At 72.0% G+C, this 14,299-nt stretch carries 18 protein-coding genes; 17 read left to right on the forward strand and 1 reads right to left on the reverse strand.

Annotated features, from left to right (window positions below):
* The first annotated feature begins 10 nt into the window (after positions 1–10).
* From hisH to CG723_RS06435, 6 genes are all read left to right on the forward strand, one after another.
* Positions 11–673 (forward strand): imidazole glycerol phosphate synthase subunit HisH, encoded by a 663-nt coding sequence (hisH, locus tag CG723_RS06410; protein ID WP_100592250.1) that lies wholly within the window; start codon positions 11–13, stop codon positions 671–673.
* Positions 673–1,401, forward strand: a complete 729-nt coding sequence (priA, locus tag CG723_RS06415) for a bifunctional 1-(5-phosphoribosyl)-5-((5-phosphoribosylamino)methylideneamino)imidazole-4-carboxamide isomerase/phosphoribosylanthranilate isomerase PriA (protein WP_100592251.1) — start codon at positions 673–675, stop codon at positions 1,399–1,401. The genes hisH and priA overlap by 1 nt, the downstream gene beginning before the upstream one ends.
* On the forward strand, positions 1,398–1,799 hold the full coding sequence (locus CG723_RS06420) for a RidA family protein (protein ID WP_100592252.1): 402 nt from the start codon (positions 1,398–1,400) through the stop codon (positions 1,797–1,799). Before priA ends, CG723_RS06420 begins: the two co-directional genes overlap by 4 nt.
* Positions 1,796–2,551: an imidazole glycerol phosphate synthase subunit HisF gene (hisF, locus tag CG723_RS06425; RefSeq protein ID WP_100592253.1), complete on the forward strand. Its 756-nt coding sequence runs from the start codon at positions 1,796–1,798 to the stop codon at positions 2,549–2,551. Before CG723_RS06420 ends, hisF begins: the two co-directional genes overlap by 4 nt.
* Before the next feature lie 205 nt (positions 2,552–2,756).
* Positions 2,757–3,344 (forward strand): ArsR/SmtB family transcription factor, encoded by a 588-nt coding sequence (locus CG723_RS06430; protein WP_100592254.1) that lies wholly within the window; start codon positions 2,757–2,759, stop codon positions 3,342–3,344.
* 14 nt (positions 3,345–3,358) lie between these two features.
* A complete protein-coding gene (locus tag CG723_RS06435) occupies positions 3,359–4,606 on the forward strand; it encodes an MFS transporter (RefSeq protein ID WP_100592255.1) in 1,248 nt (415 codons plus the stop codon).
* Between the two features lie 2 nt (positions 4,607–4,608).
* On the opposite strand, the gene CG723_RS06440 is transcribed toward CG723_RS06435, so the two are convergent.
* Entirely contained in the window at positions 4,609–5,244 is a 636-nt protein-coding gene (locus CG723_RS06440) for a TIGR03085 family metal-binding protein (RefSeq protein WP_100592256.1), read from the reverse strand.
* A gap of 138 nt (positions 5,245–5,382) precedes the next feature.
* Between CG723_RS06440 and hisI the strand changes: the two genes are divergently transcribed.
* The 11 genes from hisI (at position 5,383) to lgt (ending at position 14,269) form a co-directional block, all read left to right on the forward strand.
* Positions 5,383–5,757, forward strand: coding sequence for a phosphoribosyl-AMP cyclohydrolase (hisI, locus tag CG723_RS06445; protein ID WP_100592257.1), 375 nt, complete (start codon positions 5,383–5,385; stop codon positions 5,755–5,757).
* Positions 5,758–5,832: 75 nt separating this feature from the next.
* The gene (locus CG723_RS06450; RefSeq protein ID WP_100592258.1) at positions 5,833–7,314 is read left to right on the forward strand and encodes an anthranilate synthase component I; all 1,482 of its coding nucleotides are present in this window, start codon (positions 5,833–5,835) and stop codon (positions 7,312–7,314) included.
* Positions 7,315–7,336: 22 nt separating this feature from the next.
* Entirely contained in the window at positions 7,337–7,993 is a 657-nt protein-coding gene (locus tag CG723_RS06455; protein ID WP_100592259.1) for a TIGR02234 family membrane protein, read from the forward strand.
* 141 nt (positions 7,994–8,134) lie between these two features.
* Entirely contained in the window at positions 8,135–8,377 is a 243-nt protein-coding gene (locus tag CG723_RS06460) for an HGxxPAAW family protein (RefSeq protein WP_100592260.1), read from the forward strand.
* A gap of 108 nt (positions 8,378–8,485) precedes the next feature.
* Positions 8,486–8,941: a DUF2752 domain-containing protein gene (locus CG723_RS06465; RefSeq protein WP_442802526.1), complete on the forward strand. Its 456-nt coding sequence runs from the start codon at positions 8,486–8,488 to the stop codon at positions 8,939–8,941.
* A 145-nt stretch (positions 8,942–9,086) separates the two neighbouring features.
* Positions 9,087–9,896, forward strand: coding sequence for an indole-3-glycerol phosphate synthase TrpC (gene trpC, locus CG723_RS06470; protein WP_100592261.1), 810 nt, complete (start codon positions 9,087–9,089; stop codon positions 9,894–9,896).
* Positions 9,897–9,904: 8 nt separating this feature from the next.
* Complete coding sequence (gene trpM / locus CG723_RS46820) at positions 9,905–10,051, forward strand: tryptophan biosynthesis modulator TrpM (protein WP_199841672.1); 147 nt, start codon at positions 9,905–9,907, stop codon at positions 10,049–10,051.
* A gap of 142 nt (positions 10,052–10,193) precedes the next feature.
* Positions 10,194–11,483 (forward strand): tryptophan synthase subunit beta, encoded by a 1,290-nt coding sequence (gene trpB / locus CG723_RS06475; protein WP_100592262.1) that lies wholly within the window; start codon positions 10,194–10,196, stop codon positions 11,481–11,483.
* On the forward strand, positions 11,480–12,295 hold the full coding sequence (trpA, locus tag CG723_RS06480; protein WP_100592263.1) for a tryptophan synthase subunit alpha: 816 nt from the start codon (positions 11,480–11,482) through the stop codon (positions 12,293–12,295). Before trpB ends, trpA begins: the two co-directional genes overlap by 4 nt.
* A gap of 93 nt (positions 12,296–12,388) precedes the next feature.
* A complete protein-coding gene (locus CG723_RS06485; RefSeq protein ID WP_100592264.1) occupies positions 12,389–13,168 on the forward strand; it encodes a DsbA family protein in 780 nt (259 codons plus the stop codon).
* 90 nt (positions 13,169–13,258) lie between these two features.
* Positions 13,259–14,269 carry a prolipoprotein diacylglyceryl transferase gene (gene lgt / locus CG723_RS06490; RefSeq protein WP_100592265.1) on the forward strand — a complete coding sequence of 337 codons (1,011 nt, stop codon included), beginning with the start codon at positions 13,259–13,261 and terminating at the stop codon, positions 14,267–14,269.
* Positions 14,270–14,299 lie beyond the last annotated feature (30 nt).

The raw sequence follows: 14,299 nt of genomic DNA on the forward strand, positions 1-14,299 counted from the left end.
GCAGCCAGCCATGACTTCAGCCAAGCCCGCCGGCACGGCCGGCAAGAAGGTCGTCGTCTTCGACTACGGGTTCGGCAACGTCCGCTCCGCCGAGCGGGCCCTGGCCCGCGCGGGCGCGGACGTCGAGATCACCCGCGACTTCGACACCGCACTCAACGCCGACGGCCTCCTCGTCCCCGGCGTCGGCGCCTTCGCCGCCTGCATGAAGGGCCTCAAGGAGGCGCGCGGCGACTGGATCATCGACCGCCGCCTCGCCGGCGGCCGCCCCGTGATGGGCATCTGCGTCGGCATGCAGATCCTCTTCGCGCGCGGCATCGAGCACGGCGTCGAGGCCGAGGGCCTCGACGAGTGGCCCGGCACGGTCGAGCCCCTCAAGGCCGAGATCGTCCCGCACATGGGCTGGAACACGGTCCGCCCGCCGCAGGACACCGAGCTCTTCGCCGGTCTCGACAGCGACGCCCGCTTCTACTTCGTGCACTCCTACGCCGTGCAGCAGTGGGACTTCGAGGTCGGCAACGTCCACATGCGCCCGCCCAAGGTCACCTGGGCCACGCACGGCGAGCCGTTCATCGCCGCCGTCGAGAACGGCGCACTGTGGGCGACACAGTTCCACCCCGAGAAGTCCGGCGACGCCGGCGCCCAGCTCCTCACGAATTGGATCGGAACCCTCTGATGTCCCGCACGCTCGAACTCCTCCCCGCCGTCGACGTCCGCGACGGCCAGGCCGTACGTCTCGTGCACGGCGAGTCCGGCTCGGAGACCTCCTACGGTTCCCCGCTCGAGGCCGCCCTCGCGTGGCAGCGCTCCGGCGCCGAGTGGCTGCACCTCGTGGACCTGGACGCCGCGTTCGGCACCGGCGACAACCGCGCGCTGGTCGGCGAGGTCACCAGCGCCATGGACATCAAGGTCGAGCTGTCCGGCGGCATCCGCGACGACGCCACGCTCGCCGCCGCGCTCGCCACCGGCTGCACCCGCGTCAACCTCGGCACCGCCGCCCTGGAGACCCCCGAGTGGGTCGCCAAGGTCATCGCCGAGCACGGCGACAAGATCGCGGTGGGCCTGGACGTGCGCGGCACCACGCTGCGCGGCCGCGGCTGGACCCGCGACGGCGGCGACCTCTACGAGACGCTCGCGCGCCTCGACTCCGAGGGCTGTGCCCGCTACGTCGTCACCGACATCGCCAAGGACGGCACGCTGCAGGGCCCGAACCTGGAGCTCCTGAAGAACGTCTGCGCGGCCACCGACCGCCCGGTCGTCGCCTCCGGCGGCGTCTCGTCGCTCGACGACCTGCGCGCCATCTCCGAGCTCGTCCCGCTCGGCATCGAGGGCTCGATCGTCGGCAAGGCGCTGTACGCGAAGGCCTTCACGCTGGAAGAGGCGCTCGCCGCGGTGGCGTCATGACCGACGGTGTGCGCAGGGTCGGCTCGGACGGGCCGTGGGAGGAGGCCGTGGGCTACTCGCGCGCGGTCGAACTGCCCAACGGCCTTGTCCTGGTGTCCGGTTGTACGTCCGTGGTCAACGGCGTCATCGACGCGGGAACGCCGTACGAGCAGACGCTCAACGCGTTCCAGGCCGCGTTCGACGCCCTCAAGACCCTGGGACTCGGGAGCGAGCATGTGGTGCGCACCCGTATGTACATCACCCATGCGCGCGATGTGGACGACGTGGGCCGGGCCCACAAGGAGCTGTTCGACGCCGTCCGCCCCGCCGCATCCATGATCATCGTCTCCGGCTTCATCGACCCGAGCCTGGTCGTCGAGGTCGAGGTGGAGGCGTACCGAGGAGACACACCGTCATGACGCTGGCCGTACGGGTCATCCCCTGCCTGGACGTGGACAACGGACGGGTCGTCAAGGGCGTCAACTTCCAGAACCTGCGCGACGCGGGCGACCCCGTCGAGATGGCGAAGGTGTACGACGCCGAGGGTGCCGACGAGCTGACGTTCCTCGACATCACGGCGTCCTCCGGCAACCGCGAGACGACCTACGACGTGGTGCGTCGCACCGCCGAACAGGTCTTCATCCCGCTCACCGTCGGCGGCGGCGTCCGCACGGCGGACGACGTGGACAAGCTGCTGCGGGCCGGCGCGGACAAGGTGGGCGTGAACACGGCCGCCATCGCCCGCCCCGAGCTGATCCGCGAGATCGCCGAGCGGTTCGGCCGTCAGGTGCTCGTCCTGTCGGTCGACGCGCGCCGCACGCCGTCCGGCACGTTCGAGGTGACGACGCACGGGGGTCGCAAGTCCGCCGGGATCGACGCCGTCGAGTGGGCGCACGAGGCCGCCGAGCTCGGCGCGGGCGAGATCCTGCTCAACTCGATGGACGCCGACGGCACGAAGGACGGCTACGACATCGAGATGATCGCCGCCGTCCGCAAGCACGTCACCGTGCCGGTGATCGCGTCCGGCGGCGCGGGGCGCCTCGAACACTTTCCGCCGGCGATCGCCGCGGGCGCCGACGCGGTGCTCGCCGCGTCCGTCTTCCACTTCGGCGATCTGCGGATCGGCGAGGTCAAGGAGACTCTGCGCGAGGCGGGGCACCCCGTCCGCTGACACCGGAGCGCGCACTCTCAGGCCCCGGCCGCCCACAAGGGCGGCCGGGGCCTTTTGTCTGGCCTGACGCGCAGGATCTGTCCGGCCTGATGCGCGGGATTCACCTGGCCCAGGCCGTGATGCGCGCGATTCGCCTGGCCTGATGCGCAGGATCAGTTGCGCAATTTATCTTGCGCAATATTTCCTTCGTATCTAACCTCGTGCCATGACCGACAAGCAGACCCGCCGCATCACCGACCTCGGCACCCTCAAGGCGCTCGCCCACCCGCTGCGCTCGCAGCTGTACCGCGCCCTGGTCGTCGCCCGCACGGCGACCGCGTCGCAGCTCGCCGAGCAGGTCGACGGGGCTGTCTCCCTGGTCAGCTACCACCTGCGCAAGCTCGCGGACGCCGGGCTCATCGAAGAGACGCCCGGAGCGCAGCGCGACGGCCGCGAGCGCTGGTGGCGGCCCGCGTCCGAAGGCGTCAGCATCCACGAGGCGGACTTCGGCGACGCCCCCGAGAAGGCCGCGGCACATCAGGCGGCCACCCGGCTCTTCTACGAACAGCGCAGCGAGCTCTACCGCCACTACCTCGACGAGCGCACCACCTGGGCCCCCGAGTGGCGCGCCGCGTCCTCGGACTCAGAGGCCCTGATGCCTCTGACCGCGGCCGAACTGACCGAGCTGACAGGCGAGTTGCTCACCGTCATCAGGAAGTACGACGAGCAGGGCCGCGCCGCACAGGCCGCGGGCGACACCGAAGGGCGCGAGAACGTCGCGCTGCACGTGTACGGCTTCCCGTTCCGCGCCTGAGAGGACCACCTCCCATGACCGTGACCGCGCCCCTCGCCGGCACACCCGCCCCCGGCAAGCCCGCCCACCGCGACGGCAACGTGCTGCGCTGGCTCGGGGCGTACGCCTCCTCGATGATCGGCGACAACATCTACTACGTCGCCCTGTCCTGGGCGGCCGTCCAGTCGGGCAGCCCCTCGCAGGCCGGGCTCGTCATGGCGGTGAGCGCGGCACCCCGGGCCCTGCTGATGCTCGGCGGGGGAGTGATCGCCGACCGGCTCGGTCCGCGCCGCATCGTCATCGCCGGCGACGCCGTGCGCAGCGCCGCGGTGCTCGGCGTCGCCGGGCTCTTCCTCGCGACCCGACCGGGCCTGTGGCCGCTCACCTTCCTCGGTCTGGTCTTCGGCATCGTCGACGCCCTCTTCCTGCCGGCCGTCGGCGCACTGCCCGCCCGCGTCACCGGACGCGACCAGCTCGCCCGGGTCCAGGGCATGCGCGGACTCGCGGTCCGCCTCGCCAACGTCGTGGGCGCGCCCCTGGGCGGTCTCGGCGTCGCACTCGGCGGCCTCGCGGCGGCGTTCGGCGCGGCCGGACTGCTGTTCGCGATCTCGCTGCCGCTCCTGATGTCCCTGCGCATCCGGGACCTGCCCGACGCGGGCGGCAAGAGCGGCGCCCCGGCGAGGAACGGCCTCGTGGACGGCCTGCGTTACATCCGCCGCCACAGCGTCCTCGCCCCGCTGGTCGTCGTCATCGGCCTCAGCGACCTCGGCTTCGTCGGCCCCCTGAACGTCGGCCTGACCCTCCTCGCCGACCAGCGCGGCTGGGGCGCCTCAGGGATGGGCTCGGTGCTCGCCGGGTTCGGTGTCGGCGCGGGCGCGGCCTCACTGCTCCTCGCCGTCCGCGGCCGGGTGCCGCGCGCGGGTCTCGTCCTCGCCGCGACCATGGGAGGCGGCGCCGTCGCCATCGGCGCGCTCGCCTTCGTACCGCACCTCGCCGCCGCGGTCGCCGTCGCGCTGGCCATCGGGCTGCTCGCCGGTCTCAGCGGCGCCTTGTGCGGAGCGCTCACGCAGACCCACGCGGACCCGGCCTGCATCGGCCGGGTCACCGCCGTCACGAGCCTGTCCAGCCTCGGCCTCGTCCCGCTCACCATGCCGCTGACCGGCGCGGCCGTCGGCCTGTGGGGCACCGGTCCCGTCTTCGTGGCCAGCGCCGCGATCTGCGCCCTCGCCGGTGTCTACGGCCTGTGCCGCGCGCCCCTGCGCCGCGCCGAACTTCCGGCCTGACGTCAGATGCCCAGCTGCTTCGCCTCGTGCAGCTTGCCGATCGCGTCCTTCTCGCCCTCCGTCTCCACCCGCGCCGCGTCCTGCCGGCCGAAGGCGAACATCAGCAGCTCGGAGGGCTCACCGGTCACCGTCACCACGGGCGTGCCCTTGTGCGCCACCACCGTGCGGCCGTCCGGGCGGCGCAGGACCAGCCCGACCGGCGACTTGCGGCCGATCACACGGGCCATCCGCTCGAGACGCGACCACAGCACGTCCGCGAAGACCGGGTCGAGCTCGCGCGGCGTCCAGTCCGGCTGCGCGCGGCGCACGTCCTCCGTGTGGACGAAGAACTCGACCGCGTTCGACGCCTCGTCGATCTGCTTGAGGGAGAACGGCGAGAAGCGCGGCGGGCCCGTCCTGATCAGCTGGATCAGCTCGTCGAAGGGCTTCTCGGCGAACTCGGCCTGCACCCGCTCCAGGCGCTGCGCCAGCTGCTTGATCACGATCCCGCCCGCGGCGTCCGCGCGGCGCTCGCGCACCACGACATGGGCCGCGAGGTCACGGGCGTTCCAGCCTTCGCACAGGGTCGGGGCGTCGGGGCCCGACGCCTCCAACAGGTCGGCGAGAAGAAGTCGTTCACGCTTCGCATGGGTCGACATACGGCCAGCGTACGACCACCCGACCGGTCCGCCCACCCGTCACCCGGCACCACCCCTCCACGTGGCGCTCCGCGCCGCTGCTCTCAATCGGTGGACGCCCGCCCGAAGAGGCACGCGCGGCGCGGCACAATGGTCCGTATGACCAGCACGCCCCCGCCCAGCAGCCTCGACCCCGCCGTCGCCGCCCGCCTCAAGCGCAGCGCCGACGGCCTGGTCCCCGCGATCGCCCAGCAGTACGACACCGGCGAGGTGCTCATGCTCGGCTGGATGGACGACGAGGCGCTGCACCGCACGCTGACGACCGGCCGCTGCACGTACTGGTCCCGCAGCCGCCAGGAGTACTGGGTCAAGGGCGACACCTCCGGCCACTTCCAGCACGTGAAGTCGGTCGCCCTCGACTGCGACGCGGACACCCTCCTGGTGAAGGTCGACCAGGTCGGCGCGGCCTGCCACACCGGCGACCGCACCTGCTTCGACGCGGGCGAGCTGACGGTGACCGGTACGGGCGCCTGAGACCACTGCCGCGCCGCCCGTTCCACGGACCGGGCGGCGCACCCGACCCGCCCGGACACGCCCTAAGCTCTTCCTATGGATCTCGAGACCTTCCGCAAGCTCGCGACCGACCGCCGAGTGATCCCCGTCAGCCGCAAGCTCCTCGCGGACGGCGACACCCCCGTCGGTCTGTACCGCAAGCTGGCCGGTGAACGCCCCGGCACGTTCCTCCTGGAATCCGCGGAGAACGGCCGCTCGTGGTCCCGCTACTCCTTCGTCGGCGTCCGCTCCGCCGGCACCCTCACCACCCGCGACGGCCAGGCGCACTGGCTCGGCACCCCGCCCGTCGGCGTCCCCACCCACGGCGACCCGCTCGCCGCCCTGCGCGCCACCGTCGAGACCCTCCACACCCCCCGCTACGAGGGCCTGCCCCCGTTCACCGGCGGCATGGTCGGCTACCTCGGCTACGACATCGTGCGCCGCCTGGAGAAGATCGGCCCCGGCGAGCGCGACGACCTGAAGCTCCCCGAGCTGACGATGCTGCTCACCAGCGACCTCGCCGTGCTCGACCACTGGGACGGCTCGGTCCTGCTGATCGCCAACGCGATCAACCACAACGACCTCGACACCGGCGTCGACGAGGCGTACGCGGACGCCGTGGCCCGCCTCGACGCGATGGAGGCCGACCTCTCCCGGCCCGTCGTCCAGGCCCCCGCCTCGCTCCCCGCGTCCGAACTCCCTCAGTTCACCGCTCTGTGGGGCGGCACGGACTACCAGGAGGCCGTCGAGGACATCAAGGAGCGCATCAGGGCGGGCGAGGCCTTCCAGGTCGTGCCCTCGCAGCGCTTCGAGACGCCGTGCACGGCCAGCGCACTCGACGTCTACCGGGTCCTGCGCGCCACCAACCCGTCGCCGTACATGTACCTCTTCCGCTTCGACGGGTTCGACGTGGTCGGCTCGTCGCCGGAGGCCCTCGTCAAGGTCGAGGACGGGCGCGCCATGGTGCACCCCATCGCCGGGACCCGGCCGCGCGGCGCCACGCCCCAGGAGGACCAGGCGCTCGCCGACGAGCTCATGGCCGACCCCAAGGAGCGCGCCGAGCACCTGATGCTCGTCGACCTCGGCCGCAACGACCTCGGCCGCGTCTGCGAGCCGGGCTCCGTCGAGGTCGTCGACTTCATGTCCGTCGAGCGGTACTCGCACGTCATGCACATCGTGTCGACCGTCACCGGCCGGGTCGCCCCGGGCACCACCGCCTTCGACGTCCTCACCGCCTGCTTCCCCGCGGGCACCCTCTCGGGCGCGCCCAAGCCGCGCGCGATGCAGATCATCGACGAGCTCGAACCCTCCCGGCGCGGCCTGTACGGCGGATGTGTCGGATATCTCGACTTCGCCGGGGGCTCCGACACGGCCATCGCCATCCGCACCGCACTCCTGCGTGACGGCACCGCATATGTGCAGGCCGGAGCGGGTGTCGTCGCCGACTCCGATCCCGTGGCCGAGGACACCGAGTGCCGCAACAAGGCGGCGGCGGTGCTGCGCGCCGTGCACACGGCCAACCGGATGCACGGCGCCTGACGCCGTGGGGGATAGTGGGGAGGTGACTTCCGCAGTGCCATCCCCCCGAACCGAAGCCGGGACCGCCTCCTCGGAGACGGCCGCCGCGCGCAACGGCCGCCGCAGCCTCGCCGCAGCGCTCCTGTTCGGCGCCCTCGGCGCGGCGGTGGCCCTGCTCTCCTCGCGGCAGGAGTGGGCCTCCGGGTCCGCGACCGTGCCCGGCGGCAGCTTCCCGCTCACCGCCAAGGGCAGCGACGTCACCGGAGTGCCCGCGGCCCTCGCCATAGTGGGGCTCGCGGCCCTCGTCGCCGTCTTCGCGGTCCGCCGCGCCGGGCGCATGCTCGTCGCCGGGCTCCTCGCGCTCAGCGGCGCGGGCGCCGTCCTCGCCGCCGTCCTCGGCGCGACCGACAGCGCGGCCCTCGACGAGAAGGCCGCAGAGGTCTCCGGCAACACCGCCGCCACCATCGGCTCCCTCGGTCACACCGTTTGGCCGTACGTCGGTGCCGCGGGCGGCGCGCTCATCCTCCTGGCCGGTCTGCTCGCCCTGCGCTTCGGCCGCTCCTGGCCGTCGATGGGCGGACGCTACGAGCGAGACGGCACCCCGCGGCCCCGCAAGGCGGCCCGACCCGTCGATCCCGAGCGCCCCGAGGAGCTGTGGAAGGCCCTCGACCGGGGCGAGGACCCCACACACGAGGCATAGCGGGGCCCCGGACCCCGAGTGCCGCCCATGCCCGCGAGTGCGGGACAATGGGCAAGAGCGTCCGGCTCACCACCCAGCGCGGTGCCACGCGCGGGGTACGGGGCCGCGCATCAGCCACGCATTGAGCAACGAGGAGCAACCATGGCGGACAGCAGCCACGGACACACCCCGGCCGCCTGGACCGGTGTCATCATCGCCTTCATCGGTTTCTGCGTCGCGGGCGCCTTCATGGTGATGGGCGACCCCGTCGGCTTCTGGGCGGGCATGGCCCTGCTCGCCGTCGCCGCGGTCGTCGGCGGCGCCATGAGCGCCGCGGGTCTCGGCAAGCCGAAGCCGCAGTCGCTGCCGGCCGTCTCGCCCGAGGTCGTCGCCGCGGAGGCCTGAGCCTCATCCACGTCGCGAGAGGCGGCCCGGCACCTGGTGCCGGGCCGCCTCTCGCGTGTTCTGCGCCGCCGACGGGCGGACCCGGCAGGCCCGTTGCACAATTCACGGGTGAACGCCGAAACGGACACCTCCGCGGCCACCCTGACCAGCGGCGCCGGCAGCGCCGGCGCTTCACTGCGGCGACTGGCCGTCCCTCTCGGTGTCCTCGCCCCGATCGGCGCGGGCTTCGCGTATGTCGGGTCCGTCGACCCGAACGAGCCGGGCCACTACCCCGCCTGCCCGCTGCTCCACTACACGGGGATCTACTGTCCCGGCTGCGGCGGCCTGCGCAGCGCCCACGCGCTCGTGCACGGCGATCTCACGGCCGCTCTCGGGGACAACGCGCTCGCTGTCGCGGGCTGTGCCGTCTTCGCTGTCCTGTGGGTGGTATGGGCCGTACGGGTGGTACTGGGACGGCCGGTACGGATCGATCTCGGACGCCCCCAGCTGTGGGCCGTGGGCGCCGTGGTCCTTGTCTTCACGGTTGTCCGGAACCTGCCTCTAGGTGGCTGGCTCCATCCTTGATCAACAGTATTTGTCCAGGTAGTGGGACCGGCGTCAACCGGATGCGGAGCCTTCGCCCTCCTCCGGATATCATCGCTGTGACCAGTGGATTGCTCTCGGGGCAATCAGCTTCCACCGCTCCACCGTCAGGAAGGGGGCCGCTCGCGTGAGTGTGCTCGACGAGATCATCGACGGAGTCCGTGCCGACCTCGCGGAGCGGCAGGCGCACGTCAGCCTCGACGAGCTCAAGGAGCGCGCGGCCAAGGCACCCGCCGCCAAGGACGGAGTGGCCGCCCTGCGCGGCGACGGCGTCAAGGTGATCTGCGAGGTCAAGCGCTCGAGCCCGTCCAAGGGCGCGCTCGCCGCGATCGCCGACCCGGCCGGCCTCGCCGCCGACTACGAGGCGGGCGGCGCCGCCGTCATCTCCGTACTGACCGAGCAGCGCCGCTTCGGCGGTTCGCTCGCCGACCTGGAGGCCGTGCGCGCCAAGGTCGACATCCCGATCCTGCGCAAGGACTTCATCGTCACCTCGTACCAGCTGTGGGAGGCCAGGGCGTACGGCGCCGACCTCGCGCTGCTGATCGTGGCCGCCCTGGAGCAGCCCGCCCTCGAGTCGCTCATCGAGCGCGCGCAGTCCATCGGGCTCACGCCGATCGTCGAGGTGCACGACGAGGACGAGGTCGAGCGCGCCGTGGACGCGGGCGCCCGCATCATCGGCGTGAACGCGCGCAACCTCAAGACGCTCAAGGTCGACCGCGACACGTTCCAGCAGGTCGCCCCGGAGATCCCCGACCACATCGTCAAGATCGCCGAGTCGGGCGTGCGCGGCCCGCACGACCTGATCGCGTACGCCAACGCGGGCGCGGACGCCGTCCTCGTGGGCGAGTCCCTCGTGACCGGCCGCGACCCGCGCACCGCGGTCTCCGACCTCGTTGCCGCAGGCGCCCACCCGGCGCTGCGCCACGGCAGGAGCTGACCTCCCCAGTGCCCATTGCCGCCCGCCTCGCACCCGGCTGCCGCCCCCGCGGCTGCCGGGCGCCGGCGCGGCGTGTGCACGGGCGCCGGGTGCGCTATGTCATCGGCGACGAGCCGGGCCAGGTCAACGGCATGCGATGGTGCGGGCGCGACTAGCGCCCACCGAGGCCCCCGACGCCGGCACCCGGCACCGGGGGTTGTGCCCACCCGTCCCGCCGTGCGGGACGCCTGCCCACAACGGGTAGGGGGCAGTGCCCGACCCCATCGCACTCGTCAGACCCAGACAGACAGGTCACCCATGTCCAGCAGCGAGTTCTTCATTCCCGACCCCGAGGGTCAAGTCCCCACCGCCGAGGGGTACTTCGGCGCGTTCGGCGGCAAGTTCATCCCGGAGGCGCTCGTCGCCGCCGTCGACGAGGTCGCCGTCGAGTACGACAAGGCCAAGAACGACCCGGCCTTCGCCGCCGAGCTCGACGACCTGCTCGTCAACTACACGGGCCGGCCCAGCTCCCTCACCGAGGTGCCCCGGTTCGCCGAGCACGCCGGTGGCGTCCGGATGTTCCTCAAGCGCGAGGATCTCAACCACACCGGCTCGCACAAGATCAACAACGTGCTCGGCCAGGCGCTCCTCACCAAGCGCATGGGCAAGACCCGCGTCATCGCCGAGACCGGCGCGGGCCAGCACGGCGTGGCGACCGCCACCGCCTGTGCGCTCTTCGGCCTCGAGTGCACCATCTACATGGGCGAGATCGACACCGAGCGCCAGGCGCTCAACGTGGCGCGCATGCGGATGCTCGGCGCCGAGGTCGTCGCCGTGAAGTCCGGCAGCCGCACCCTCAAGGACGCCATCAACGAGGCGTTCCGCGACTGGGTGGCCAACGTCGACCGCACGCACTACCTCTTCGGGACCGTAGCGGGACCCCACCCCTTCCCGGCGATGGTCCGCGACTTCCACCGCGTCATCGGCGTCGAGGCCCGCCGCCAGATCCTGGAGCGCGCAGGACGCCTGCCCGACGCGGCCGTGGCCTGCGTCGGCGGCGGCTCGAACGCCATCGGCCTCTTCCACGCCTTCATCCCCGACGCCGGCGTGCGCCTCATCGGCTGCGAGCCGGCCGGCCACGGCCTCGAGACCGGCGAGCACGCCGCGACGCTGACCGCGGGCGAGCCCGGCATCCTGCACGGCTCACGGTCGTACGTCCTCCAGGACGACGAGGGCCAGATCACCGAGCCGTACTCGATCTCGGCGGGCCTCGACTACCCGGGCATCGGCCCCGAGCACGCCTTCCTCAAGGACAGCGGCCGCGCCGAGTACCGCGCGGTCACCGACGACGCCGCCATGCAGGCCCTGCGCCTGCTCTCGCGCACCGAGGGCATCATCCCGGCCATCGAGAGCGCCCATGCGCTCGCCGGCGCCATCGAGGCCGGCAAGGAGCTCGGCAAGGACGGGCTGATGATCGTCAACCTGTCCGGGCGCGGCGACAAGGACATGGACACGGCCGCCCGCTACTTCGGCCTGTACGACACCGACGCCGCCGTCGCGGCGGACGCGGCCGGGACCGGCGCGGAGATCGAGGGAGACGCCAAGTGAGCGGCAACATCCAGCTGTTGAACGACACCCTCGCCGCCGCGCGCGCCGAGGGCCGCTCCGCCCTCATCGCCTACCTCCCGGCCGGGTTCCCGACCGTGGACGGTGGCATCGAGGCCATCAAGGCCGTCTTCGACGGCGGCGCCGACGTCGTGGAGGTCGGGCTGCCGCACAGCGACCCGGTCCTCGACGGTCCCGTCATCCAGACCGCGGACGACATCGCGCTGCGCGGCGGCGTCCGGATCGCCGACGTGATGCGCACGGTCCGCGAGGCCCACGCGGCGACCGGCAAGCCGGTCCTCGTCATGACGTACTGGAACCCCATCGACCGGTACGGCATCGAGCGGTTCACCGCCGAGCTGGCCGAGGCGGGCGGCGCGGGCTGCATCCTGCCCGACCTGCCCGTCCAGGAGTCGGGGACCTGGAGGGAGCACGCGGACAAGCACGGCCTCGGGACCGTCTTCGTCGTCGCCCCCAGCAGCAAGGACGAGCGCCTCGCGACGATCACCGCCGCGGGCTCCGGCTTCGTGTACGCCGCCTCCCTGATGGGCGTCACCGGCACCCGCGAGTCCGTCGGCAACCAGGCCCAGGACCTCGTGCGCCGCACCAAGGCCACCACCGACCTGCCGGTCTGTGTCGGCCTCGGCGTCTCGAACGCGAAGCAGGCGGCCGAGGTCGCCGGGTTCGCCGACGGGGTCATCGTCGGCTCGGCGTTCGTGAAGCTGATGCTCGACGCCGACGACGAGGCCGCCGGCCTCGCCGCCGTGCGGGCGCTCGCGGCGGATCTCGCGGACGGGGTGCGCGCCAAGGCGTAACCCGTCGCGTCGTCACCCATCGTGTCGTAACCCGTATGGGTGGACCTGGGGCCGGGGAGGCACGCTGGTGCCTCCCCGGTTCGTTTGGCGGGTGTGAGCGAGAAGAACCGTGACGGAAAGCGCACCGCCCGTGACCGGCTGGCGGAGGAGCGCGAGAAGCAGAGAGCCAAGGACAGGCGCCGCAGGGGCGTGATCGTGGGGGGCGCCGTCGTGGGCGTCCTCGCGCTGGCCGCCGTGATCGGGGTGATCGCGGCGAATTCCGGCGACGACAAGAGCGACGCCTCGGGGCCCGTCGTGGCCCCCCAGGGCGCGGTCGGCAAGGACAGCCTCGCGATCCCGGTCGGCAAGGACAGCGCGAAGTCGACGCTCACGGTGTGGGAGGACTTCCGCTGCCCAGCGTGCAAGGCCTTCGAGGACGCCTACCGCACCACGATCCACGAGCTGACCGACTCCGGGCAGCTCAAGGTCGAGTACCACCTGGCCACACTCATCGACAAGAACATGGGCGGCAGTGGCTCCCTGCGCGCGGCGAACGCGGCGGCGTGCGCCCAGGACGCCGGGAAGTTCCCCCCGTACCACGACGTCCTCTACGAGAACCAGCCGTCGGAGACCGACGACGCCTTCGCGGACAACGGCAAGCTGATCGCGCTCGCCGGCAAGGTCGGCGGACTCGTGACGCCGGACTTCAAGAAGTGTGTCGACGACGGCAGCCATGACAGCTGGGTCAAGAAGTCGGACCAGGCGTTCCAGGCCGGCGGCTTCCAGGGCACACCGACAGTGCTCCTGAACGGGAAGAACGTGTTCGGCGACCAGGCCAACCCGCTGACCCCCGCGAAGCTGAAGCAGATGGTGCAGGCGGCCGACAAGTCGTAGGAGCGGCAGGAGACGCGGGGGTCTCGTTATGGACCCGTAGCCGGGCTGATTGCCGCCGCCACGGCCCGGCACGGTAGCGTCGACATCGCCATGACTCTTGCCTTCATCCCCAGCCCGTCACACGGAGTGGTCTATCTCGGACCCATTCCGCTGCGCGGCTACGCGTTCTGCATCATCATCGGCGTCTTCGTGGCCGTCTGGCTCGGCAACAAGCGCTGGATCGCCCGCGGCGGGCGGTCCGGCACCGTGGCCGACATCGCGGTCTGGGCCGTGCCGTTCGGCCTCGTCGGCGGCCGGCTCTACCACGTGATCACGGACTACGAGCTGTACTTCAGCGAGGGCCGCGACTGGGTGGACGCCTTCAAGATCTGGGAGGGCGGCCTCGGGATCTGGGGTGCCATCGCCCTCGGCGCGGTGGGCGCGTGGATCGGGTGCCGCAGGCGCGGCATCCCGCTCCCGGCCTACGCCGACGCCATCGCACCCGGCATCGCCGTCGCGCAGGCCATCGGCCGCTGGGGCAACTGGTTCAACCAGGAGCTGTACGGCAAGCCCACCGACCTGCCGTGGGCCCTGAAGATCACGTCGTCGGCGGACGGGCGCGTGCCGGGCACGTACCACCCGACCTTCCTGTACGAGTCCCTGTGGTGCATCGGTGTCGCGCTGCTCGTCATCTGGGCGGACCGCCGCTTCAAGCTCGGCCACGGCCGCGCCTTCGCGCTCTATGTCGCCGCGTACTGCGTGGGCCGCTTCTGGATCGAGTACATGCGCGTCGACGACGCGCACCACATCCTCGGCCTGCGGCTCAACGACTGGACCGCGATGGGTGTTTTCCTGCTCGCGGTGATCTACATCGTGATCTCGACGAAGATCCGCCCTGGGCGCGAGGCGGTCGTGGAACCGGGCGCCGGTGACGATGCCGATGCCGAGGACAAGGCTGAGGACAAGGGCGACGACGCCGATCCCAAGGACAAGGCCGAAGGCGAGGCCGGGGCCGAGTCCAAGGAGAAGGAGCCGGCCGCGTCCGAGGACGAGGCCGAGGAGCAGTCCGACAAGGACGAGGCCAACGGCGAGTCAGGGGCGACCAAGGCCGGGAAGAGCTAGCTGAGCCTCACCACCCGTACGTCGACGGGG

Source organism: Streptomyces sp. CB01635 (assembly GCF_002803065.1).
In the GTDB taxonomy this organism is placed as follows: domain Bacteria; phylum Actinomycetota; class Actinomycetes; order Streptomycetales; family Streptomycetaceae; genus Streptomyces.

Coding starts and splice junctions, on each gene's coding strand:
- CG723_RS06435 (WP_100592255.1), top strand. CDS start 3,359: ATGACCGTGACCGCGCCCCTCGCCGGCACACCCGCCCCCGGCAAGCCC.
- CG723_RS06430 (WP_100592254.1), top strand. CDS start 2,757: ATGACCGACAAGCAGACCCGCCGCATCACCGACCTCGGCACCCTCAAG.
- hisH (WP_100592250.1), top strand. CDS start 11: ATGACTTCAGCCAAGCCCGCCGGCACGGCCGGCAAGAAGGTCGTCGTC.
- lgt (WP_100592265.1), top strand. CDS start 13,259: ATGACTCTTGCCTTCATCCCCAGCCCGTCACACGGAGTGGTCTATCTC.
- CG723_RS06420 (WP_100592252.1), top strand. CDS start 1,398: ATGACCGACGGTGTGCGCAGGGTCGGCTCGGACGGGCCGTGGGAGGAG.
- trpB (WP_100592262.1), top strand. CDS start 10,194: ATGTCCAGCAGCGAGTTCTTCATTCCCGACCCCGAGGGTCAAGTCCCC.
- CG723_RS06440 (WP_100592256.1), bottom strand. CDS start 5,244: ATGTCGACCCATGCGAAGCGTGAACGACTTCTTCTCGCCGACCTGTTG.
- priA (WP_100592251.1), top strand. CDS start 673: ATGTCCCGCACGCTCGAACTCCTCCCCGCCGTCGACGTCCGCGACGGC.
- hisF (WP_100592253.1), top strand. CDS start 1,796: ATGACGCTGGCCGTACGGGTCATCCCCTGCCTGGACGTGGACAACGGA.
- CG723_RS06460 (WP_100592260.1), top strand. CDS start 8,135: ATGGCGGACAGCAGCCACGGACACACCCCGGCCGCCTGGACCGGTGTC.
- hisI (WP_100592257.1), top strand. CDS start 5,383: ATGACCAGCACGCCCCCGCCCAGCAGCCTCGACCCCGCCGTCGCCGCC.
- CG723_RS06450 (WP_100592258.1), top strand. CDS start 5,833: ATGGATCTCGAGACCTTCCGCAAGCTCGCGACCGACCGCCGAGTGATC.